The 22,551-nt window shown below is 64.1% G+C and carries 20 protein-coding genes; 4 read left to right on the top strand and 16 right to left on the bottom strand.

The features are described from left to right. Positions 1–73: 73 nt before the first annotated feature. The 4 genes from BraRD5C2_RS02900 to BraRD5C2_RS02885 form a co-directional block, all read right to left on the bottom strand. Entirely contained in the window at positions 74–1,432 is a 1,359-nt protein-coding gene (locus BraRD5C2_RS02900; protein ID WP_212314086.1) for an ABC transporter substrate-binding protein, read from the bottom strand. A gap of 624 nt (positions 1,433–2,056) precedes the next feature. Then, positions 2,057–2,440 (bottom strand): c-type cytochrome, encoded by a 384-nt coding sequence (locus BraRD5C2_RS02895; protein ID WP_223966717.1) that lies wholly within the window; start codon positions 2,438–2,440, stop codon positions 2,057–2,059. A gap of 16 nt (positions 2,441–2,456) precedes the next feature. Then, on the bottom strand, positions 2,457–4,424 hold the full coding sequence (locus BraRD5C2_RS02890) for a thiamine pyrophosphate-binding protein (protein WP_223966716.1): 1,968 nt from the start codon (positions 4,422–4,424) through the stop codon (positions 2,457–2,459). A 268-nt stretch (positions 4,425–4,692) separates the two neighbouring features. After that, complete coding sequence (locus BraRD5C2_RS02885; protein WP_223966715.1) at positions 4,693–5,157, bottom strand: RidA family protein; 465 nt, start codon at positions 5,155–5,157, stop codon at positions 4,693–4,695. 518 nt (positions 5,158–5,675) lie between these two features. Between BraRD5C2_RS02885 and BraRD5C2_RS02880 the strand changes: the two genes are divergently transcribed. Then, entirely contained in the window at positions 5,676–5,927 is a 252-nt protein-coding gene (locus BraRD5C2_RS02880) for a C40 family peptidase (protein ID WP_097673702.1), read from the top strand. A 312-nt stretch (positions 5,928–6,239) separates the two neighbouring features. Here the strand turns inward: BraRD5C2_RS02880 and BraRD5C2_RS02875 are convergent, their stop codons facing one another. After that, positions 6,240–6,872 (bottom strand): TetR/AcrR family transcriptional regulator, encoded by a 633-nt coding sequence (locus BraRD5C2_RS02875; protein ID WP_223966714.1) that lies wholly within the window; start codon positions 6,870–6,872, stop codon positions 6,240–6,242. Positions 6,873–6,966: 94 nt separating this feature from the next. Here BraRD5C2_RS02875 and BraRD5C2_RS02870 point away from each other — a divergent pair, with 94 nt between their 5' ends. Beyond that, the gene (locus tag BraRD5C2_RS02870; RefSeq protein ID WP_223966713.1) at positions 6,967–7,632 is read left to right on the top strand and encodes an O-methyltransferase; all 666 of its coding nucleotides are present in this window, start codon (positions 6,967–6,969) and stop codon (positions 7,630–7,632) included. Between the two features lie 24 nt (positions 7,633–7,656). Here the strand turns inward: BraRD5C2_RS02870 and BraRD5C2_RS02865 are convergent, their stop codons facing one another. The 3 genes from BraRD5C2_RS02865 to BraRD5C2_RS02855 all read right to left on the bottom strand — a co-directional run bounded on the left by BraRD5C2_RS02865 (position 7,657) and on the right by BraRD5C2_RS02855 (position 10,846). Then, positions 7,657–8,997, bottom strand: coding sequence for a tetratricopeptide repeat-containing protein (locus BraRD5C2_RS02865; RefSeq protein ID WP_223966712.1), 1,341 nt, complete (start codon positions 8,995–8,997; stop codon positions 7,657–7,659). A 12-nt stretch (positions 8,998–9,009) separates the two neighbouring features. Continuing rightward, complete coding sequence (locus BraRD5C2_RS02860; protein ID WP_223966710.1) at positions 9,010–9,594, bottom strand: hypothetical protein; 585 nt, start codon at positions 9,592–9,594, stop codon at positions 9,010–9,012. 112 nt (positions 9,595–9,706) lie between these two features. After that, positions 9,707–10,846, bottom strand: coding sequence for a patatin-like phospholipase family protein (locus tag BraRD5C2_RS02855; RefSeq protein ID WP_223966708.1), 1,140 nt, complete (start codon positions 10,844–10,846; stop codon positions 9,707–9,709). Between the two features lie 395 nt (positions 10,847–11,241). Here BraRD5C2_RS02855 and BraRD5C2_RS02850 point away from each other — a divergent pair, with 395 nt between their 5' ends. Continuing rightward, complete coding sequence (locus BraRD5C2_RS02850) at positions 11,242–12,666, top strand: toll/interleukin-1 receptor domain-containing protein (RefSeq protein WP_223966706.1); 1,425 nt, start codon at positions 11,242–11,244, stop codon at positions 12,664–12,666. A 40-nt stretch (positions 12,667–12,706) separates the two neighbouring features. On the opposite strand, the gene BraRD5C2_RS02845 is transcribed toward BraRD5C2_RS02850, so the two are convergent. The 3 genes from BraRD5C2_RS02845 to BraRD5C2_RS02835 all read right to left on the bottom strand — a co-directional run bounded on the left by BraRD5C2_RS02845 (position 12,707) and on the right by BraRD5C2_RS02835 (position 14,899). Continuing rightward, the gene (locus BraRD5C2_RS02845) at positions 12,707–13,435 is read right to left on the bottom strand and encodes a hypothetical protein (protein WP_223966704.1); all 729 of its coding nucleotides are present in this window, start codon (positions 13,433–13,435) and stop codon (positions 12,707–12,709) included. Positions 13,436–13,543: 108 nt separating this feature from the next. Continuing rightward, the gene (locus BraRD5C2_RS02840; RefSeq protein ID WP_223966703.1) at positions 13,544–13,786 is read right to left on the bottom strand and encodes a hypothetical protein; all 243 of its coding nucleotides are present in this window, start codon (positions 13,784–13,786) and stop codon (positions 13,544–13,546) included. 114 nt (positions 13,787–13,900) lie between these two features. Next, positions 13,901–14,899, bottom strand: a complete 999-nt coding sequence (locus BraRD5C2_RS02835; protein ID WP_374707950.1) for an NAD(P)H-dependent flavin oxidoreductase — start codon at positions 14,897–14,899, stop codon at positions 13,901–13,903. A gap of 65 nt (positions 14,900–14,964) precedes the next feature. Between BraRD5C2_RS02835 and BraRD5C2_RS02830 the strand changes: the two genes are divergently transcribed. After that, positions 14,965–16,527: an AMP-binding protein gene (locus BraRD5C2_RS02830; RefSeq protein ID WP_223966701.1), complete on the top strand. Its 1,563-nt coding sequence runs from the start codon at positions 14,965–14,967 to the stop codon at positions 16,525–16,527. Positions 16,528–16,568: 41 nt separating this feature from the next. On the opposite strand, the gene BraRD5C2_RS02825 is transcribed toward BraRD5C2_RS02830, so the two are convergent. The 5 genes from BraRD5C2_RS02825 to BraRD5C2_RS02805 form a co-directional block, all read right to left on the bottom strand. Further along, on the bottom strand, positions 16,569–17,480 hold the full coding sequence (locus BraRD5C2_RS02825; protein WP_374707949.1) for an alpha/beta fold hydrolase: 912 nt from the start codon (positions 17,478–17,480) through the stop codon (positions 16,569–16,571). A gap of 212 nt (positions 17,481–17,692) precedes the next feature. Then, a complete protein-coding gene (locus tag BraRD5C2_RS02820; RefSeq protein WP_223966700.1) occupies positions 17,693–19,834 on the bottom strand; it encodes a hybrid sensor histidine kinase/response regulator in 2,142 nt (713 codons plus the stop codon). Positions 19,835–20,052: 218 nt separating this feature from the next. Continuing rightward, positions 20,053–20,826 carry a thioesterase family protein gene (locus BraRD5C2_RS02815; RefSeq protein WP_223966699.1) on the bottom strand — a complete coding sequence of 258 codons (774 nt, stop codon included), beginning with the start codon at positions 20,824–20,826 and terminating at the stop codon, positions 20,053–20,055. Beyond that, positions 20,826–21,797: an NAD(P)H-dependent flavin oxidoreductase gene (locus BraRD5C2_RS02810; protein WP_223966698.1), complete on the bottom strand. Its 972-nt coding sequence runs from the start codon at positions 21,795–21,797 to the stop codon at positions 20,826–20,828. Before BraRD5C2_RS02810 ends, BraRD5C2_RS02815 begins: the two co-directional genes overlap by 1 nt. 170 nt (positions 21,798–21,967) lie before the next feature. After that, the gene (locus BraRD5C2_RS02805) at positions 21,968–22,513 is read right to left on the bottom strand and encodes a hypothetical protein (RefSeq protein WP_374707948.1); all 546 of its coding nucleotides are present in this window, start codon (positions 22,511–22,513) and stop codon (positions 21,968–21,970) included. Positions 22,514–22,551: the final 38 nt, after the last annotated feature.

The following is a 22,551-nucleotide window of genomic DNA, read 5'->3' as shown; positions in this document are numbered from 1 at the left end:
GCTGGCCTGGGCCGGTTCGGATTCCCCGAGGCGGCCCTCGGGGAATCCAGTTCAGATGAAGTGCAGGCGGGTGCTATTGCGAGGCGACTTCCTTGCCCTGCTCCTTGAACACCTTGGTCCAGTCCTTGACCAGGAGATCGAGCGCCTGCTGTGACGTGCCCTTGTCGGCCACGACGTAGTCATGCACTCGCTTCTGCATGTCGAGCAGCAGCTGCGCGTAGGACGGCTCAGCCCAGAAGTCCTTCACGATACCCATCGACTCCAGGAATTGCGGCGCGAACGCCGCGCTCTTCGGGAAGTCGGGTGCGTCGACCACCGCCTTGAGCGCCGAGTAGCCGCCGATCTGCCACCACTTCTGCTGCACGGCGGGCTGCGCGAACCACTTGATGTAGGCGAGCGCGTCGTCCTTGTGGTCGGAGGTTGCCACCACCGAGATGCCCTGCCCGCCGAGTTGCGTGAAGTGCCCCTTCGGACCGGCCGGATTGACGAAGAAGCCGATCTTGTCGCCGCCGACATTCGGATCCTTGTAGAGGCCGGGGAAGAAGGCGAACCAGTTCATCTGCATCGCGACCTGGCCGGACTTGAAGGCGTCAAGTCCTTCCTGCATGTAGGCGTTGGTCATGCCCGGTGCCGTGCAGCACTTGTAGAGCTCCTTGTAGAACTCGAGCCCCTTGGCGGCGTCGGCGGAATTGACGATGCCCTGCATCTGGTACGCCTTCTTCGGATTGTCGTAGGCGAAGCCGTAATTGTAGAGCACGTTGGTCACGCCCATCGTGATGCCTTCCGAGCCGCGCTCGGTGAAGATGTAGGCGCCATAGACCTTCTTGCCATCGATCTCGCGGCCCTGGAAGAACTCGCCGATCTGCTTCAGCTCGTCATAGGTCTTCGGCGGTGCCAGATCGCGACCGTACTTGGCCTTGAACGCGGATTGAATCTCGGGCCGCGAGAACCAGTCCTTGCGATAGGTCCAGCCCACCGCATCGGCCATGGCCGGCAGCGCCCAGTAGTTCGGCGTGTTCTTCGGCCACTGCGAGTAGCCGACGACCGTCGCCGGGACGAAATCGTCCATCGAGATCTTCTCTTTGTCGAAGAAATCGTTGAGCTTGACGTACCACTTGTTCTCGGCGGCGCCGCCGATCCATTGGCTGTCGCCGATGATCAGGTCGCACAGTTTGCCGTGCGAGTTGAGCTCGTTGAGGAAGCGATCGGCGTAGCTCGTCCAGGGGACGAACTCGTACTTCATCTCGATGCCGGATTGCTTGGTGAAGTCCTTGCCCAGCTCGACCAGTGCGTTGGCCGGATCCCATGCCGCCCAGCACAGCGTGAGCTGCTTGCCTTGCGCTGCGGCTTGCCCGCCGCCAAGACCCCCCAGTGCTGCGGCCGCAACGACCGCGGACGCCACCGTACTGCGTAACCATCCCAATCTTCGCATATCCATTTCCTCCCTATCGTTGAAGCACCTAACTCGCCCGGCGCATCCATGCCGGATTGACGCCGAGACTTCGAAAACCGAGTTGATGAGCGATGATGGAGAGCGAGACTGAACGCGTCCGGACATCGGGGTCCGGATGGCGGGGCTCCTCCCACGCATCAGCTCGATGCGCGATGTTTATCGTTTTTGTAATACTAAACGTATTACTAAATTCAGGAACCCGTCAAGCGGGTTTCTTGCGAACCTCAAGAGAAGCTGTCCGCGCTATCCAGCGCGAGATAATCGCTGCAGTGCACCAACGCCGATAGTGGAAAGCACCCAGCGCTCGGCTCTACCCGATGTTTAGTGGATCATTTTACTGAACGTTCAGCGCAATGGCGAACGCTCTGCCTGCGTCGCCTTGCGCCATCTGAAACGAGCGTTGGCCAACGCCCCGCCCGTTTCGCATCACCTCGTCAAGGCAAGGCGAACGCGATCGAACACAGCCAATCGCGAAGCGTAATCAACAAACGTGGATTGCATCGCGTGGCACCGCCACGCGTGGGCTGCAAGGGTGAAGCGCATCCGTCGAAGCCAAGGCGCGCGCGAGCGACGACGAAACAGTCCGGCGCCTCGCGAACTCCCTCACTGGTTCAGGATCGGCGGAATATCCTTGGCCGCCTTCGGTCCCGGCAGCGAGCTGAGATAGGCGTGGATGTCGGCGGCATCCTTGTCCGACAGCACGTCTGCGGAAAATGACGGCATGTCGTTCGGCGCCTCGCGCAGGAAGGCGATGAAGGATTCCACCGGCAGCGCGATCTGCGCCAGCGCAGGCGTCAGGTAGTTGAAACGACCGCCCTGCCCGGCGCGGCCGTGGCATTCGAAGCAGCCGTCGGCAAGATAAAGCCGCTTGCCGTTGACGGCATCACCGGCCGGCGCGTCCTCGGCGCGCGATGCAACGACATTGCCGAACGCGAAAGCCCCCGCGATCGCGGCGACGGCGACAAGATGCTTTACGGAAATATTCATCATCGCCATCTCCGCTTCACCGCTGATCCATCACGACGTCGAGCAGCGCCGGCTGGCCGCTCTTGACCATGGCAATGGCGCGCTTCAGCGCCGGCGCCAGCGCATTCGGATCGCTGATCGGTCCCTCGCCATAGACGCCGAACCCCTTGGCGACGGTCGCATAATCGACGAAGGGATCCTTGATCGTGGTGCCGATATCGGCGTTGGTGATGCCGCGGCCGTGGCGGGCGGCCATCGCTTGCAGATACATGTATTCCTGATGGTAGGCCCGGTTGTTGTGCACGATGTAGAGCATCGGGATCTGATGGTGCGCGGCCGTCCAGAGCGTCGAAGGCACGAACATGAAGTCGCCGTCGCCGCCGATCGCAACCGTCAATCGTCCGTGCCGCTTGTTGGCGAGCGCAGCCCCGAGCGAAGCCGGCAAAGTGTACCCGACACCGCCGCCGCCGGAACCGCCGTTCCATTGATAGGGCTTGGTGAAATTCCACAAGCGATGCGGCCATGACAGGCCGATCGAGGTGCCGACCAGCGACCAGTCCTCATCTTTGATCTGGCTGTAGAGCTCGGCGCACAGCCGCGCCGTGGTGATCGGGCTCGCGTCCCAGCCGATCGTTGCGTCAAGCTTCGCCTGCTCGACGGTGGCGAGCTGGGTGGCCGCGAGCTTCTTGCCGCGTGCGTCGAGCGCGGCCTTGCGTCCCTCGTCGATCCTGCGTTTGACCTGCTCGGTCAAGGCCGGCAGGCTCGCCTCGGCATCACCAGCGATGTCGAGATCGACCTCCTGATAGCGGCCAAGGTCCTGGTAGTTGGCCTTCATGTACAGGCCGCGGGTGCCGAGCGTGACGATCTTGGCCGACTTTTTGTAGCGCGGCTCAGAGGTACGCACGATGCGATCGTGGAAATCGCTGAGCGAGCCCCAGATGTCGTTGACCTCCATCGCCAGGATCAGATCGGCCTGCGACAGGATGGAGCGGCGGAACGACTGGTTCAGCGGGTGGCGCGAAGGAAAATTCATCCGCCCGAAATTATCGATCACGGCGCATTGCAGGGTTTCCGCAAGCTCCACCAGGCGCGGCATGCCGGCGGGCGTGCGCGCCATCCGGTCGCACAGGATCACCGGATTGTCCGCCGCGACCAGCATTTTGGCGAGCTCGGCCAGCGCCGCGTCGTCGCCCTGCGGCGGCAGCGCCGGGGTGAATTTCGGGATGCGGAGGCGGTTGCGATTCTCGATCGGGTTTTCCTGCAGCTCCTGGTCGAGCGACAGCATCACCGGCGCCATCGGCGGCGTGGTTGATATCTTGTAGGCGCGCAGCGCCGATTCCGCGAAATGCTGCAGCGAGGCTGGCTGGTCGTCCCACTTGACGAAGTCGCGGGTCAGCGCCGCGGGGTCGATTGCCGAATGCGGCCATTCGGCGCCCGGTGCGCGCTTGTCGGCTTCCATGATGTTGCCGCCCATCACGATGACCGGGACGCGGTCGCACCAGGCGTTGTACATCGCCATCGATGCATGCTGCAGACCGACCACGCCATGGCAGATCATGGCAAGCGGCTTGCCCTCGATCTTGGCGTAGCCCTGGCCCATATGCACCGCGATCTCTTCATGCGGACAGGTGATGATCTCGGGCTTCTTGTTGCCGCCATGATTGATGATGGCCTCATGCAGTCCGCGGAAGCTCGAGGCGCAATTCATCGCGAGGTAATCGATGTCGAGCGTCTTGAGCACGTCGACCATGAAGTCGCCGCCGCTCGAGGTCTGATTGACCGGATCGGCCGGCGGCGGCAGCGCATCGGCCGCCGCGAGCCTCGGGCCGGGGAGCGCAGCCTTGAGCGCTTTCTTGGGACGCTGTTCGGCAATGCCTGACATTGCAGTGTTGCCGGCGGCGGGGGCAGCCAGCGCCGCCGCACCGGCGGCGGTTGCACCCTTCAGGAAATTTCGGCGGCCGGAATCGAGCGCGCCTGCGCGGCGCTTTTCGCTGCGTTTCGACATGGTGTCCTCTCCGGGAACTTAGACCAGATGCCTACGAGCTCATTGCTTGTTGGCATGAGTGTCGTCCCGAAGCTCCGCAGCCGTCAATACACAGACGCGTAAGCGTGCAACTTTTGGCTGAGGTGCTACGCGAAATTGGCATGGGAAGAGGAAGACGCGCTTCGCGCCTAAAGCGCGATGAGATTGAGTTGAATCGTCATCGCGCTTCAGCTTGTTGTTTGAGCATGATCTCTTCGGAAAACCGCTTCGCACTTTTCCGGATCATGCTCTAGCGCGCCAGCGCTGCGATCAACTCGACTTCGATCGATGCGTTGCGCGGAAGCTGCGCGACGCCAACGCTCGTCCTGGTGTGCAGGCCCCGTTCCGGACCGAACAGCTCCATGATGAGCTCCGACGCTCCGTCGGCGACGGCCGTCTGACCGCTGAAATCCGCTGCGCTGTGCACGAACACCGTGAGCTTCAGGATCTGCGTGACATGATCGAGCGACCCGAGATGCGCCTTGATCGCGGCCAATCCGCGGATCAGCGCCAGCCGTGCGCCCCGCTTGGCTTCCTCCAGTGTGACATCACGGCCAACCTGGCCGACGACATGCACCTTGTCGCCGTCGCGCGGAAGCTGACCGCTGACATAGATCGTGTCGCCATGGACCACCACCGGCGCGTAGGCGCCGCCGGCCGCCGCCGACATCGGCAGCTCGATGTTGAGTTCATTCAGACGTTGCTCAAGATTCACGATTGCATGCCAGCGAACTGGCCCTCCTGTCCGGACCGTGGCGCTCCTGAGCGAAGCGGAGCTCCGTCTGCTGCCGGGCGCTTCTGTTAACCCGGTTCTGCAGGACGCGGTACCTGCGAACATGCTCTCGGAGCAATTCTGCCTGTATCAGCGCTTCGTGAGGCGCTTCAGATACGCGCAGGACATGCCGGCCATGCTGTGTCGCCAGACGGGATTTGGCTGCCATATTTTGGCCATAGCCCGTTTCTTAAAGGCCCGTGCGGGCCATGTCCCCGCCTCTGTTTTGCGTCGCCTGACCGATGCGGTCGCTTCGCAACCAAATCGCAGATCGTCGCTGCGCCCCTCTCATAATCAGGATGGTCTGCCAACAACAAGAGGACTTTGTAATGCGTAAAACTCTCGCGGCTGTCGCCGTGCTTTTGGCCTTCGCTTCATCTGCTGCTGAAGCTCGCGGCCGTCATCACCATTATCGACACCATGCACATTCCGGCCGCCCGGCCGCGTGGTGCGGGTGGTTCATGCGTACGCAGGTCGGCAGCGATCCCGGTCCGCAATACAATCTCGCGCGATCCTGGGCGCGATACGGCAGCAATGCAGGCGGCCCTTCGGTCGGCGCGATCGTCGTCTGGCGTCACCATGTCGGCAAGATCGTGGGTCACGAGAACGGCCAGTGGATCGTCCAGAGCGGCAACGACGGGCATGCCGTGCGCACGCGGCCGCGCTCACTGGCCGGCGCGATCGCGTTCCGAAACGCCTACGCCTCGTTCTAAGGGAACCTCGAGGCGATATACGAACCATTCATCATCGCGGCTTACGCTGCCGCGGGGTTTCGCCCTGAAGCCCTCAGACGGGCGCCGTCACCTGCGTTGACCTGGTGGCGGCGCCTTTTTCAGGAATGCATTGGTTTGGCTCGGAAACCGAAGAAAGTTGCGGCGGCCTCTCAGACTGCCTCTTATTGGTCGGCCGCTTACATGAGTTTCTGCAATGGCGCGGCCGTTCTCGCTGTGACCGGCGGCGTGCTCGGGTTTCTGCTTGTCGCCAAGCACTACACGTGAACGACGGCCGGATCGACGGTGGGCGCTTCAGCGCTTTCCAAGACTCCTGAGATACGCGCAGAACATGTCGGCCATCGCGTCCGCGTAGCTCTCGATCTCGGCCTGACTTCGTGGGCTCTCGGAAAAATTCTTGCCGACCGAGCTCATCGTCGTCGTGATCAGAGCGCCAGCCATCGCACGCACGGCATCTGACGTCTTCGGCAATGCTTCGCGCATGAAGACTTCGACGATGCGCTCGCCGGTTGCCCTCACCTCGCGCGCCTCGGGCGCGTCGCGATAGAGCGGCGCGGCGTCGTTGAGTGCGACGCGCACCGCGGCCTCCTCGCATTCGGAGCGGATGAAGGTGTGTACCAGCGAACGCAACCGCTCCAATGGCGGCCGCGAGCGGTCTGCGAGAATGTCGCGCAGCAGGCTGGAGTTCTGCCGCCACTCATCGCTCTGCAGCCGGAACAGGATCGACGCCTTGTTCGGAAAATACTGGTACAGCGAGCCGACGCTGACGCCGGCCCGCTCGGCCACCCGTGCCGTGGTGAAACGCTGCGCGCCCTCCTTGGTCAGAACCTGAACAGCAGCATCGAGAATCGCCGCGACGAGCTCGGCGGAGCGGGCCTGTTGCGGCTGTTTTCGCGAGGAAATTGAAGAGCTTCGCCGTTCGGTCATGAACGCCCTGGGGAATGCGATTAGCGAATGCGAATAATTATTCGTATTTCTGGCGGGGCGCAAGGATGCGCCGCTTTTTTGACCGGAGACCCACATGACCACCCTCAATTCACCTGAGCTCGCGGGCCAGCTCGACCGCCTGTTCGAGCAAGCCTCCGCCGCGAGGGAAGAAACCCGGCGCGCGGTGGCCGACCTTTCCGACGAGGAACGGGCGGGCCTGATGCGCAGCAGGACCGACTACCGCGCGCTCTACAGCCGCTTCAACAACGTGCCGCTCGCGGTCTCGCGCGAGACCGGCGCGCTGCTCTACATGCTGGCGCGCGGCGCGCGGGCACGGAACATCGTCGAGTTCGGCACCTCGTTCGGCATCTCGACGCTGCACCTCGCCGCCGCGCTGCGCGACAATGGCGGCGGCCGGCTGATCACGTCCGAGTTCGAACCGTCCAAGGTGGCGCGGGCCCGGGACAATCTCGTCGCCGGCGGTCTCAATGACCTGGTCGAGATCCGCGAGGGCGACGCGCTGACGACGCTGCGCACCGATCTGCCCGATGCGATCGACCTCGTGCTGCTCGACGGCGCCAAGGCGCTCTACCCCGACATCCTCGATCTCGTGGAGCGCCGCCTGAAGCCGGGCGCCTTCGTCGTCGCCGACAATGCCGATTACAGCCCCGACTATCTGGCACGGGTGCGTTCGCCGGCGAACGGCTACATGTCGACGCCGTCCGGCGAAGACGTCGAGCTGTCGATGCGGCTGGGCTGAGGCTGAAATGCAAGAAGCGCGCGATCAGGCCGTCTTGATCTTGCCGACGATGGCGGACAATCGCGCGCGCTTGGCGGGATCGGCGACCTGTGCGACCGTTTGCTCAAGGTCGCTCAGCACGCCATTCACCTTCCATCTGGCTGGACCTTCGGCAATAACGGCGTCCGCGAGTTCATCGGCCTTGTCGGGCTCGCCGAGATCGAAGGCCGCCGCGAGCAGCGTCGGACGCAGCCATTCGTCAGCGATCTGCATTCGCCTCGCCCGCTCGCAGGCGGCGATCACCAGCCGCAGGACCGATTGCGCGCGCTCCTCGTCGCCTGCGCTTCCCCGCGTGCGATAGAGACGAGGTAGATTGCTGGAGCAATAATAGGCGTTGAGATCGAGCTCCATGCCCTGCTGATAACAGTCGATCGCTTTCTCCAGCTCCTGCTTGCGTTCGGGCGAGCCGGCTGGTGCGGCTCTGGCGAGGCGCTTGTGGCGGCCACCCATCAGACCGAGCCGCTCCGGCGTCGGTCCCGCGAAATCAATCAATGTCTGGATCTCGGCAATGGCCTGGATGTCGTCGCCGGCCTGGGCCGCAGCAAATGCGCGATTCTCCTGCACTTCAGGCTCGTCGGAGAAGCGGTCGGGAAGCTTGCCGATGAAATCCAGCACGATGTTCCAGCCGGCGGCATCATTGACGCAGTCGCGCAGCATCAGCAACAAAGCGAGCGCCTTTGCATAAGTGGCGGGCGGGCTTCCCTCGGTCGCGATCAGCGCTTGGGCCCGTGCCATGCGCTGATCCGTGGGCGTCGCGCGCACCGCGCGTATCTTGGTCTGAAACGCGGCTTGCTCGGCGAGCTGGCTCCGCATCGTCATCGCCTTGCGCGGATCGACCTTGTCCGGATAGCCCGGAATCGACTGCTGCATCGGCGAAATCCCGTCAGCAAGCGCCTTGATCGGCTCCTTGATCGCGGCCTGCATGGCGGCGGCGGTCGCCTCGGTGATCTCGCCCTCGGGCAGCGGATAGCGGACGGTTCGCATCTGGACGACATCGAACAATTGCTTGGACCAGTCGGCCGCAAGCAACACGCACCCGGTCTTCTGTGATGCGTGGCGGATACCGACCTCGTAATAGACGTTGCCGTTCGGAATCGTCATGTCGGCCAGCACGAGATCGGCGAAGTAGATCCGTTCCAGCATTTCACTGACGATCAATGCGCTGGTGTCCTGGTCGGCACGCACCGGCTGATAACCCAGTGCCTTGATGGCGGGTACGTAGGCGCGATCCCACAGCGCGTTGAAATCGATCTCGGCCGGACCAAACTTGGGGTCGGCCTGGGTCGGTTTGCGACCGTAAGGCATGATCATGAAACAAGACGGCATCTTGCAAATCCTTCAGTCCCATAATTTTCTTGTATCCAGCCAGTAAACCCACGTCGTCTTGCGCCCCGCCTCATCCATCAGGTGCTTGGCGCCGCCGGGTCCATCGCCGCCTTCGCCGTTCCACAGGCAGACAAAGGCGAGCTTCTTGTCGCCAAACCGGGCGGCCCGCTCCAGCATCCATTGATTGTCGCGCTCATAGGCGTTTTCGCCGGCCGGCAGCGGCCCCCGTTCGTCGGGCATGACATGGAGCGTGGCCTTCGATTTCGCCGCGAAATAGCGCGCGCGCCAATTGCCGCCAGCGAAATCGACCGAGCCGGCAAGGAAAGTCGGTTCATCGAATGGAATATAGATTTCAAGCCGCATGCCCTGCGCGAGGGCCGCTTCCGCAAACAACAGGTCGCCGCCGCAGGCGCCGCCGCAAATGGCGAGATCACCTTTGGTGACACCGATCTTCGCAAGTGCGTCGGCGATCGCAGCGGCGGCCGCGGGCTCCTTGTCCGGTGGAAAGCGTGGCGTTTTTCGATCTGGCGCATCGATCATGTGACCGCTGAAGAGAACCACCGTGTTCGGTGATTTGGCGTCTTGTTCCGTGGCCATCGCGACACCTCGACTCATGATTGGATCATTGTGTCCAGGTGACGAACTTAACTGAAGGCGAATTCCCTGTCGAAGCCGGGGTCCGCGTGTTGCGACGCCGCTCCGCGCGGCATCACGTGAGATCGAAGGCCGCCGGGAAATGTTCCGGCTTGACCTGCTCCTTCGCGGCGAGTTGTCCGATCCCGGCGAGTTCGTCCATGTTCTTGGGGTCGTCCATCGCGGCAACCTTCACAAGCGCGTCCGGCGTCCGATCGATGCGGAGCTTCTCCTTCAGCCAGGCCGTTTCGAGCAGCACGTTGTAGCGCGCGTAGGTCGCGAGTTGCGGCCCGTTCTGGCTATCCGCGATCATATCCGTCACCGCGCGATCGATCGGCCACGGCGTCAGGCAATTGGTCAGCCATTGCAGCATGCCGTGATTGTGCCGGCTGCAATCGTCCATGAGCGATTGCAGCGAGCGCACACCCTGCTCCGCCGCTGGCATGCGGACGATCTGTTCGGTCGCATAGGTCGCCCTGAATACGCCGGTACCCGCCGAGATCAGCAGCAGCTTGTCCTTGCCGCTATGCCAGCGAAAGCCGTGGCCATGGAGTGCCGCGAGCATCAGGAGTTGCAGCGCCGGATCGTTGAACGGGCTGACGCCGCCGTCGACGAAGGCACCGCTGACCGTGTGACCGTCGCGCGCCGAGATCGTGATCTCCTCGGGTTTGAAATAGGTTGGCGCAGCGGTGCTGGCGCGCACCACCTGGGTCAGCCGCAACGCACAGTCCTGCTTGGCAAAGGTCGCGTCCGGATGATTGTGCAACGGCCAGGGACTGCCGGTATCGAGCCGCTTGGTCATGATCATCAGGCCGGTGCGGATGCGATCGCCGCCGAGCACGGTATCGGCGCCGAGCTGCGCATCGAGCGCGTGCTGCAAGGCGTCGGAATCGAATTTCGGCGCCAGCAGCCCCCGCCGCCAGAATGACTCCTGAAAGATGTCCGTACCGATCCCGCGATAGAGCTTCTTCAAGGCATCCACGGTCATGCCGCAGGCAAGCCCGGCTGCGATGATCGATCCGGTCGAGGTGCCCCCGATCAGGTCGAAATAGTCGCAAAGCAGCAGGTCGTTGTTCTTGTGCCGCTCGCGCAACTGCGTCTCAATCGCGGCCAGATATTCGAGCGTCAGAATGCCGCGAATGCCGCCGCCGTCGAGCGCCAATATCCGCTTCGGTCCGGCGTCACGATCAAGATGCTGCTGCTTGGTCTTCGGCATGACTGCTCCCTGACTATGACTTTTGCTGATCTCGATACCGACCGATCACGGTCGAAGGGCTCAATTGGTCGCGGGTCCCGGCGCGAACGGCGCCGGCCCATGAAATGAAGCGACGCGTTCAAATCGACACATCGGCCGAGTTTCGAAAAATTTTAGTCAGTCTATCCCGGAGCACGGCAGGCGTCGCGCGCCGGTTCCCTGCGTATCTTGCACATGGCACACCCTAAGGTATAGTGAGATACATCACTGGCAGGCGGTTTTTCTTTTTCGCGCCCGACGATCGCAGATTTCAGAGACGAGCTATCATTCAGTCCGCGGCGGGACGTACAGCCGCGGCATTCGGCCGACGAGACACGGCCAGCCGTCGCATAAAATTCATGCAGATCGGATTTGCCATGCCAAATGATTTCTCGGTCTTTATCAGCCATCGTGCCGAAGACAGATTTCTCGCGCGTCTGTTGAAGGCGCGGCTCGAATATCTCAGCAGCCTGGACGGTCAACGTTCGGTGGAGTGCTTCGTCTGCGAGGAAATTCCCGGCGGCACGGAATGGCGGCAATGGATGATCGACAACACGGCGAAGGCCGACTGCCTGATCTTTATTCACACCAATGCCGAGCACAACTGGACATGGTGCGCGTCCGAGATCGCCCAGTTCGACGGCTACAAGCGCGCGCTGAAGCTGATGTCAAAGGTGCTGTGGTTCTCGGTCGACAGCTCGCCGTCGTTTCCGATGCTGGCGGAGAACGAGTTTTACGGGATCGGCGAGGACGAGGTCCGGCGGTTTCTCGAAGATCTGTTCGTGCGGCCGACCTTCGGTGCCATGCCGCTGCGGCCGAAACTGAACGCCAATCACGCCCGCGACTTCAACGAGGCGGTGAAGGACTTGCACGCGCAGTTCATGCAGATCACCCGCCCGGAAGAGCTGTTTCGTCTGCGACTTCGCATCGTGTTCAGCGATGAGTTGTCGTTCCGGCAGAAGGCCGATGCGCTGAAGGCATTGCCGCCCTCAGACCGCGCGCGCGGATTCCTGACGGATGCGAAGCTGGAAGCGGATCCCGCCACCACCACGCTGCTGTCGGGCCCTGATGCCGCTGATCTAGACTGGGAGGACCTGCTCAGTGCCCAGAATCGGTATGACAGCGGCGCCTGGCTCGACGAGTTGACGAGCTACGTCGCGAACTCGTTCGCCGACGTGGATATCGCCTGCCGGCGAAACCGTGAGCAGGTGCTCAGTCCGATATTCCGCGATCTGAAGCTGTATCAGCCGGTCATTGCCCGGCTCGAATATCTCGACAGCACGCCGTTCTCGGTCGTCATCATCTTCGTGCCGATGCCGCCATTCAGTGAGGATCCAAGGCTGATGGTGGCGCAGAACATGCCGAAGGACATCGTCTTCCTGTCGATCCTGCTGCGACTGGCGCGGCGCTTCCGATGGTCGTTTCTGGAACCGCTGTACAACGCAGTCGAGAACCTCGACGAAGACTTCACCGCCAAGCGTTGGGACGATCTGCTGCAGCGCTACCACGAATGTCTGGAAAACCTCGATTCGATCCTGCGACAGGGCAACATGCGCGAGCTCGAGACCGTCGGCGACATCAAGTCGACGATCAACATCTCCGACGATGCGCTCTTGAAGGAGATGTTCAAGGATTGGGGGACGTTTCAGACCCGGCTTGCGCAGGCCATCGAGAAGAAGTCGCCGGGCGATGTGCGGCAGACGCTGGAGCCCTGGCTCAAGCGCAACAAGGACTTCATGAAGCAACTGCTCGTCGAAACCCAGGGCAAGGTGGACAAGCTGCGGCCGCTTGAGGCCCATTAAAAATGGTCGGCCGCAGGTTCGGCGCGACCGACCCTTGCGCTCAGATCATCGAGGCGACGCGTTCGAGGCCGATCAGGCGCGCCAGCGAACGGACCTCGTTCTTCTGATCCTCGCGGAGCTGGAACAACAGCGGCATCGCTGCGGACTTCAGCTGCTGGACTTCCTCGGAGTCGGGATCGATCGGCATGCTGCCCGCGGCGGGGTTGCCCGTGCGCTTGGCGTGGATCTTGCGCGCGACGGCGCGCAACGCGGTCTCGACCGCCGGCCAGTAGTATTCCTGCGACGATGACAGCTTCAGCCGGTCCTTGATGCCGGCGATCTGCGCGTCGCTGAGCAGCGCGTAGGTCTTCTGCGGCGCGGGCTTGGCGGCGGCCTTCGGCGGCGGCGCGGGGGCAGCCGGCGCAGATGCGGGCTCGGCGATCTTCGGCTGGGCCGCAACGACGGGGTCGGTGATCGTCGGCAGGCCGAGATCGGCAGGCTCGGCGGAGGCATAGGCCTGACGCACGGTATCGGGCGCGCCCGGGATCGCGGCTTGCGCCCTTAGCAGGAGCGGCGACGGACTGGCGGGAGGCTCGGCCGGCTGCGGCGCCTCGAAGGCGGCAGTGGCAAGCGTCGTGACCGCGAGCTTGTCCTGCTTGCCGGCGCGATTGGCGACCGGACCAATGTCGGCCTGCGCCGCCGGCAGGCTGTCACGGCCCAAAATGGCTGTTATCGCGGCGCCGGCGAGGAGGAGGCAGGTCAGCGCGGCGAGGGTGATGGCTCTGGTCAAAAACTACTCCATTCCCGGCCGGTGTTGCCGCAAACTGCGCGAGAAATGCGGCGTTACCGTGCCGTGACAGCGCCAAATAGGTGAAATTGTCCCGAAACGGCCCGAAAATCAGGCCGCAGCGTCAAGCTCATAGGCTTCCTGGATGTCGGCCACGATCTCATGCGCCGTCCAGAGGGCACCGGGCTGGACCGAGTGCAGGCTGACGGTCCAGTTGGTGCGGCGGGTGCGCGGCGTGCTGACGATATCGAATTCGACCTGACGGCACAGCGGATGCCGCTGCAGGGCGTAGAACACGCGGTTCCGGAGATCGTCGAGCGATGCCGGGGTCTTGGCGAGCGCCTCAAAAGCCATGTCGCATTCCCACTACTGCCGGGCGGCCAGCCGCGGCGGCGGACCATCCCGTGGCGCATAGTTGGAACTGGCATGGTTAATGCCGCGTTAAGCGGACAGGCGGGACTTGATGGGTCAGGCGAGCCGCACCCGCGCGCTTGCCGCCTCGTACTCGGCGATCGTCTGGGCCAGCAGATCATCGACCGCGAGCACCCCGGTCACCCCCGAGGTGGAATGACCGCCGCTCCAGATGTCGCGCCAGCGCTTCGGCCGGCTTTCGCGAGCGCCGATGTCGATGTCCTTGCCGATGTCGATCGCGCCGCGCGCCGGCAAATTGTCGGGATCGAGCCCGGCGGCCTCGATCGAGGGCCGCAGCATGTTGGTCTGCAGGCCCGTGAAGGCCGTCGTGAGCAGGATATCGTCGGCGGTCGCCTCGACCAGCATCTGCTTGTACCTCGCGTCCGCCATGCTCTCGCGCGTCGCGATGAACTTGGTGCCCATGTAGGCGAGATCGCAGCCAAGCGCCTCCGCGGCGCGCAGCGCGTGACCGTCGCTGATGCCGCCGGCCAGCACGATCGGGCCATCGAAGAACGCGCGCACCGCGCGGACGAACACGAACGGATTGAGCCAGCCGGTCTGCCCGCCGGCGCCCGCGGTGAGCAGCACGAGCCCGTCGGCGCCGGCTGCTGCCGCGCGCTCGGCATGACGGATCGAGGCGACGTCGGCGAAAACAAGCGCGCCGGCATCGTGCAACGGCGCGAGCACCGGCGCCGGCGAGCCGACCGAGGTGATCACGAGCTCGGGCTTGTGCCGCAGCAGCACTGCGAGATCCTGCGCCAGCCGCGTGTTGGAGCGATGCACGATCAGGTTCGGACAGATCGGCGCGGTCGCGCTGCCGCTTGCATCGGCATGCGCTTGCAGGCGGTGCTCGATGTCGCCGAGCCACGCATCGAGCTGTTCCGTCTCACGGCAATTCACCGTCGGAAACGAACCGATCACGCCGTTGCGGCAGGCGGCTACCACCAGCTCGACGCCCGACACCAGAAACATCGGCGCGGCAATCAGCGGCAACCGGAGGCGATCGCGAAAACGCGTGAGAAGATCAGCGGACAAGTTGTTTCTTCCCTGCATCATTGTGTTAGCGTTGCGCCAACATTGGCACGAGAGAGGCCAAAGACAAAGGCGGGAGGGACAACGACATGAGCAATCCGCTCTATGCATTTCCAGCGGTGTGCGAGCAGACCTTGCGCGCGCTGGCGCGCTATCCGTCGCGCACGGCCTTCGCATGGCCGGGCGGCTCGCTCAGCTATCAGGGCGCGACCGATTTGATCGGACGGATGCAGAGCGTGTTCACGCGGCTCGGCTTTGCGCCGGGCACCCGCGTCGCGATGCTCACTGCTAACCGTGCCGACAGCTGGTGCGCCGGCGTCGCGGCCCAATTGTCGCGGCTTGCGATCACCTGGCTGCACCCGCTCGGTTCGCTCGACGACCAGCTGTTCCAGATCGAGGACTCCGAGGCCGAGATGCTGATCATCGACGGCATCACGTTTCGCGATCGCGGCGGCGAGCTCGCGGCGAAGGCGGCGGGCCTGAAGACCGTGTTCACGCTCGGCCCGGCGGATTACGGCGCCGACCTGTTGCAGGTGGTCGAGGATGCCGGCAGCGCGACCGCGAAGAACTTCGCCCGCGAGGACGACATCTCGACGTTAAATTACACCGGCGGCACGACCGGCAAATCCAAGGGCGCACTGCGCTATCACCGCGAATTTGGCGGCTTCGCCGCCGCCATCCTCGCCGACTTCGAGATTCCAGAGACGCCGCGCTATCTCACGGTGGCGCCGATCAGCCATGTCGCGGGTACAAAAGTGCTGCCGACGCTGATGCGCGGCGGCACCGTGCACATGCTGAAGGGGTTCGATCCGGAAGCCGTGTTCACGACCATCGCGCGCGAGAAGATCAACTTCACGCTGTTCGTGCCGACCATGATCTATGTGATGCTGGATCACCCGGCGCTTCCCAAGACCGACCTCTCCTCGCTCGAGCTGTTGCTCTACGGCGCCTCCGCGATGTCGCCGAGTCGGCTGGTCGAGGGCATCGCGCGGATCGGCCCGGTGTTCTCGCAGCTCTACGGCCAGACCGAATGCTATCCGGTCTCGGTGCTGCGCAAGGCGGACCATGACCCGAAGACGCCGGAGCTGTTCCTGTCCTGCGGCTTCCCGATCACCGCCTGCCAGGTGAAGATCCTCGATCAGGACGACCAGGAGGTCGCGACTGGCGAGGCCGGCGAGATCTGCGTGCGCGCCACGCATGTGATGGCCGAATACTGGAAGCGGCCCGACATCACGGCGGAGACGCTGAAGAGCGGCTGGCTGCACACCGGCGACATCGCGCGCAAGGACGAGCGCGGCTACATGTTCATTCTCGACCGCAAGAAGGACATGATCGTCTCCGGCGGCTTCAACATCTTTCCACGCGAAGTCGAGGATGTGCTGTCGCAGCATGCTGATGTTGCGATGGTCGCGGTGGTCGGCGTGCCCGACGACAAATGGGGCGAGGCCGTCACCGCGGTCGTGGTGGCGCGCGAGGGCTCGACGCCCGACGCTAACGAGCTGATTGGCCTCGTGAAGGCAAAGAAGGGCTCGGCGCACGCGCCGAAGCAGATCCAGTTCGTCAAGGAGCTGCCGATGACCGGCGTCGGCAAGGTCGACAAGAAGGTGCTGAAAGCACGCTTCTGGTCCGGCCGCGAGCGCATGGTGGGGTGACAGACTCAACCGGTCATCCGGACGGCGGCAGGTTTTCGACATCATTCCTTGTGCTGGTCCAGACGCGCAAGGAAATCGCGAACCAGCGTGGCGATCTCGTCGGTCGCTTCGTCGAGTGCGAAATGTCCGGCGTCCAGGATGTGCACCTCGGCTTTCGGCACATCGTCGGCATAGGCGGTTGCACCGGCGACAATGAAGGACGGGTCGTATCTGCCCCAGAGGACAAGGGTTCGCGGCTGCGTCTCGCGAAGCCATTTCTGCCAGAGCGGATAGGAGGCAACGTTAGTCCGGTAATCCAGGAACAGCGTGGCCTGGATGTCGGCCTGGCCCGGGCGGGCCAGAAACGCGGATTCGTCACCCCACATATCCGGATCGTAGCGATCGGGATGCGGGCTCGTACCGACATGACGCAAACGCGTCGCGTCGGCGGAGGTGAAGTTGGCCTTGAGCTTGTCGAGCTCGCCTGCCGGATCCGCCCAGAACTTCCTGCGCGCTTCCCAAACCGGGCCCAAACCCTGTTCGTGGGCGACCGCGTTCTGGATGATGATGGCGCTGATACGTTCGGGATGGGCAAGCGCCAGACGGAAGCCGATGGGCCCGCCATAGTCCTGCATGAACAGCACATAGTGACCAAGACCGAGCTTTGTCGCGAACTCGCTCGTCACGCGCGCGAGATTGTCGAAGGTGTATTCAAAATGGGACGGCGCAGGCGCACTGCTGTTGCCGAATCCGGGATAATCAGGGGCGATGATATGATATTTATCCGCCAGCAGAGGCAGCAGCGGCTCCCACATCCGCGATGAGGAAGGAAAGCCGTGCAGCAACAGCACGACCGGTGCGTCGGCCGGCCCGGCTTCGCGGTAGAAGATGTTGAGGCCCAGAACGTCCACCGTGTGATACGAAATCGATCGCCGGCTCGATTGCAGGTCGCTTGCCGCAACCTGCATGGCCATGCCGGCGAGAACGGCAGAGATCGCCAGTCGGGTGAATACCTTCATAACGCAGCTCCCACGTGGTGCTCGTCGTTCTTCGACGTGATGTAAGCAACACCGGTGACGCGCTTATCCTCCCGCGCGGCCATCGCGCGCAGATCACGTTTCCGACATTGTCAGCCGCGCGGCCGCGGTTAGCTGCAGCATGTCGAGGCGCCGCGCAGGCGCGGCTTTCAGTGTGACGGGGAGAGATTGGAAGGCGTGGCGAGACTGTCGGCGCTGGCGGCAGTGTGCGGACCAGCACCCTGCCCCAGCAGCTGATCGAGCCGCTCGCGCAGCTGATCCTGGTGGTAGGGCTTGGCCAGCCGCGGCAGGTCGACCTGGGTGCCGTCGGGCAGTTCGGCATAGCCGGTGGCGAGCAAGACGACGAGATGCGGGCGCAACTCGCGCGAGGCCGCGGCGAGTTCGAGGCCGGTCATGCCGGGCATCACGTGATCGGTCATCATCAGGTCGATCTCCTGGTCGCTCCTGAGGATATCGAGCGCGTGCGGTCCGGAACTGGCGCCGATCACGCGATGGCCGAGGTCCTCCAGCATCTCCATGGTCGACATCGCAATCAGCGGATCGTCGTCGACCAGCAGGATCACCGCCGAGCGCTTGACCTTCTGCACCGCAGGCTCCGGGCTCTCGACCGCCGGCGCTGTTGTCGCGACCGGCAGCACCAGCACGGCCGTAGTGCCCTTGCCCACCGCGCTCGACAATTGCAGCGCGCCGCCGAGCTGCACCGCGAGCCCATGCACCATCGACAGGCCGAGCCCGGTCCCCTTACCCACCGGCTTTGACGAGAAGAACGGCTCGATCGCCCGCTTCAGCACGTCCGGCGACATGCCGGTGCCGCTGTCGACCACCGACAGTTTCAGGTAGCTGCCCGGCTGCAGCGCGGGATCGTTTTTGGCCTGCCAGGCCGCGAGGCGGATCTCGATCACACCGCCATCGGGCATCGCATCGCGCGCATTGATCGCAAGGTTGAGCACAGCAAGCTCGAGCTGGTTGGTATCGACGCAGGCCGCCGGCAGTCCGTCCGGGATGTCGAGCCGCAACGTGATGCGCGGCCCGAGCGAGCGCTCGAGCAGTTCACTCATGTCGCGCACCAGCGCGCCGAGATCGACCGGCACCGCGCGCAGATCCTGCTGCCGTGCGAATGCCAAGAGCCGCTGCGTCAGCGAGGCACCGCGCTCGGCGCCCTGCAACGCGCCGTCGACCAGCCGGCGCAGGCGCGGATCCTCCGGCATCCGCTTGCGCAGCAGATCGAGATTGCCCATCACGGCCATCAGCAGATTGTTGAAGTCGTGCGCGACGCCACCGGTGAGCTGGCCGATCGCCTCCATCTTCTGCGCATGGCGGAGCTGTTCCTGCGCCCGCTCGCGCGCGGCGACTTCCTTCATCAGGTCGGCGGTGCGCTGCTCGACCCGCTGCTCCAGCGTCGCGGTGAGCTCGGCAAGCGCGGTGCGCTCGGCGGCGAGCTGCGCCAGCAGCGCCTCGCGCTCGATCTCCGCGGTCTTGCGCGCGGTGATGTCGGAGCAGACCCCGACCAGCGATCGAATGCTGCCGTCCGGCCGGCGCACCGCGCGGGCGCGCACGTCGAGCCAGTGCTGGGTGCCGTCGGGCCAGATGATGCGATACTCGATCCGGTAATCCGCGCCAGTGCGCAGCGTTTGCTCGACGGTTTCGCTGCGGCGGGCGCGGTCATCGGGATGCACCGCCTCGAGCAGATCCTGATAGGTGAAGGGACCGCGAGGCTTGCGCCCGAAGAATGTCTTGCAGGTCGGCGACGCCTCGAGCTCGAAATCCGGCAGATGAAGTTCGAGCGCGCCGAGATGGCCGGCATCGAGCGCGGTCTGCAACAGGTCTTCGCTCTCGGTCAGGTCTTCAAGTATCTGGCGGGTCTGGTACTGGCGGCGGCGGCCACGCACCGCCGCGGCGACCAGGCTCACCAGCGTGGTCGGATGGAACGGCCGCTCGATGAAGGTGACATTGCCGAGCGCGCGGCCGAGCCGTGCCGCTTCGGGATTGCGCTCGGGCCCGCCCTTCTCGCTCATCAGCACGATGGGAAAATCCGACCATGACGGCTGCTCGTTCAGCCAGCGCGTCAGGCCGACAAGGTCGGCGGTCCTGATCGCCTCATCGGCAATAATGGCAAGGCCCGCCCCGCTTGCGACCTGGCGCTCGAACTCGGCGAGGTCGCCGCAGATGTTGGCGTAGTAGCCGGCTTCCTTGATCAGGTGGGCGGTCTTGACGGCGTCCCGCTCGCTCGCGGCGAGGATGACCGCGCGTTCCGAGGACGGGCCGGGCTTCACCGCGTGGCTCCGAGCCACCGCACAGCGCCGATACCAGCCGCCCGAAACGCACAGGGCCGCCGGACGGCCTTGGCCAGGAAACCGGCGGCGAGATCGATGCGCGTCATGACACCCCCTAACGAGACCAAAACTCGTTGGTGCCGCCAACCGTTCCGGACCCGCGGGGGTATTTTTGTACAAGGGCGGCCGCTGAGGGGCTACCCTAGTCCATCGCGGTGGGCGAAATGGGTCCGGCGCTAGCGCCGCTCGATGACCAGGCTCTGAACGGCCCTGCCGAAATAGCCGCGCTGGTCGGCAAGCCGCGACATCGCAAGCCCCGCACCGTCAGGCCCGATCCAGGTTTCGCTGTCGAGCAGGACCCAGTCGCCGACCGGCTCCCGCGCCAGGCTCACGGTGAGGTCGGCATTGATGAAGGTCCACTGGCTGAAATCGAGCGCCGGCGAAACGCCGTTGGAGAAATCCGAGGCGACCACCGCACGCATCGCCTGCGAGACGGCGGAGCCCTCGATCAGCGGCTGGTTGATGCGGAACCAGATCGCGCCCGGGCCCAGCACGCCGAAGCGGCCGCGCGCGGCCCGCATCGAGATGTTCTTCGTGAACGGACTGTTCGCAAGATTGCCCGGCTCGACCGTGCTTTCGTCGGGGCCCGGCAGATCGACCGGAAGGGCTGCGATATCGGGCGGCAGCTCGGCTGTCTGCTGCTTGATCTTCAGCACGGTGGCCGAGACGACGAGGACGCCGTCGGCGAGCAGCCTGACGCCGCAGAGCTGGATCTTGCGGCCGTCGCGCAGGATCTCGCTCGAGACCGTCAGCGGCGCCACCGGGACCGGACGCATCAGGTCGATCGTGACCCGCGCGATCCGCATCGGCACCTGGGTGGAGATAGCTTCGGCAGCCCACACCACCAGTGCGGCCGGCGCGGAACCGTGCTGCATCCGCGGGTCCCATGGACCCGCGGCATCGGGACTGGTGACGACGCGGTCGCCGTCAACGCGAAAGATCGGCTCCATCAACCCAGCGCCGGATCGACCGCTTCGTCATATTCTTTCTTGAACCGGCCGATCAGCTCGGCCGCAGGCACCACCTTGGAGATGCTGCCGACGCCCTGGCCGGAGCCCCAGATCTCCTTCCAGGCCTTCGGCTTGGCGCGCTCGCCGGACGAGTCGGTGCCAAAGCTCATCTTCGAGGGATCGGAGGTCGGCAGGTTTTCCGGATCCATGCCCGCGGCGACGATCGACGGCTTCAAATAGTTGCCGTGCACGCCGGTGAACAAATTGGAGTAGACGATGTCCTCGGCGGACGAATTGGTGATCATGCTCTTGTAGCCCTCGACCGCGTTTGCCTCTTTGGTCGCGATGAAGGCGGAGCCGATATAGGCGAAGTCGGCGCCGATAATGCGCGCCGCGCGAATGGCGCGACCGTTGGCGATGGTGCCCGACAATGCGATCGGCCCGTCGAACCACTGCCGCGTCTCCGACACGAACGGGAACGGCGACAGCGTGCCGGCATGACCGCCGGCGCCGGCCGCGACCAGGATCAGGCCGTCGGCGCCCTTCTCGATCGCCTTGTGCGCAAACTTCTGGTTGATCACGTCGTGGAAGACGATGCCGCCCCAGCCGTGGACGGCCTGGTTGAGCTCCTCGCGCGCGCCGAGCGATGAGATGATCATCGGCACCTTGTGCTTCTCGCAAAGCGCCATGTCGTGATCGAGCCGGTTGTTCGACTTGTGCACGATCTGGTTCACCGCGAACGGAGCCGACGGCCGCTCCGGATGCGCCTTGTCGTAGGCGGCAAGCTCTTCCTTGATCCGGTACAGCCATTCGTCGAGCAGTTCCGGCGGCCGCGCGTTCAGCGACGGAAACGAGCCGACCACGCCGGCCTTGCACTGGGCGATAACGAGGTCGGGCACCGAGATGATGAACAGCGGTGCCCCGATCACGGGAAGAGACAGGCGGCCCTTGAACAGAGCAGGCATGGACATAGGCGGCGGATCCTCAAGCTGATTGGTCTCGAATGCTGAGCGTCATACCAACAAGGCAATCTTTCCACTGTCAAGGATTGCGTTTTGGCGCTGCAAAAGGATGACAAAACCTCATCCACACACGGCATTTTTCGCAGGCGTATGGTATCCCAGACGCAGTATTGCCGGTCTTATTGGCAGACTGCCCGTGTCACGAAATTTTCCGTCTTGCAGTCGTTCGGCCCGCGCTTGTGGCCAGGCAGATAGACCAGCGGCGAGCATTTCTCGGAGGCGTCGGTATCGATGCTCTTGCCCTCCTTGAAGCCCTTGCTCTGGCACAGCCGGTCGGCGCCGATCTTGCAGTCCGGCGCACCGTTCGAGGCCACCACGCAGGCTGCGCGCCCGGTCACCATCGTCGAGGGGCGCGCGATGTTCGACAGATCGTTGATGGTCTCGCCGGGGCTCTTCAGCGCTGGCAGCGCTGACTTCGATTTCTCGAACAGCTTTCCGATTTCGTTGATCAGTCCCGGATTCTCGCGCTCGACGGGCGCGGGCGGCAACTCGATCGGTTGCGGCTGAACTTCAACAGGCTGCGACTGCTGCGCCGGCGACTGCACGCCGAGCGCGGGCGGCGCAGCCTGCGCCCATCCGCGGTCGATCTCAGGCAGCGCCATCGACAGCGCTAGGCCCGCGATCGCAACGCACGCCCTGGCGGAATTGAGTCTCGCGAGATTCACCGGTCGTCGATTCCATCAGCCAACGTAACGACCGTAGT

Origin of the sequence: Bradyrhizobium sp. RD5-C2 (assembly GCF_019972155.1) — a bacterium.
Lineage (GTDB): Bacteria > Pseudomonadota > Alphaproteobacteria > Rhizobiales > Xanthobacteraceae > Bradyrhizobium.
Note: the sequence above shows the minus strand (reverse complement) of the source record. Positions and strands in the feature narration are given on the sequence as shown.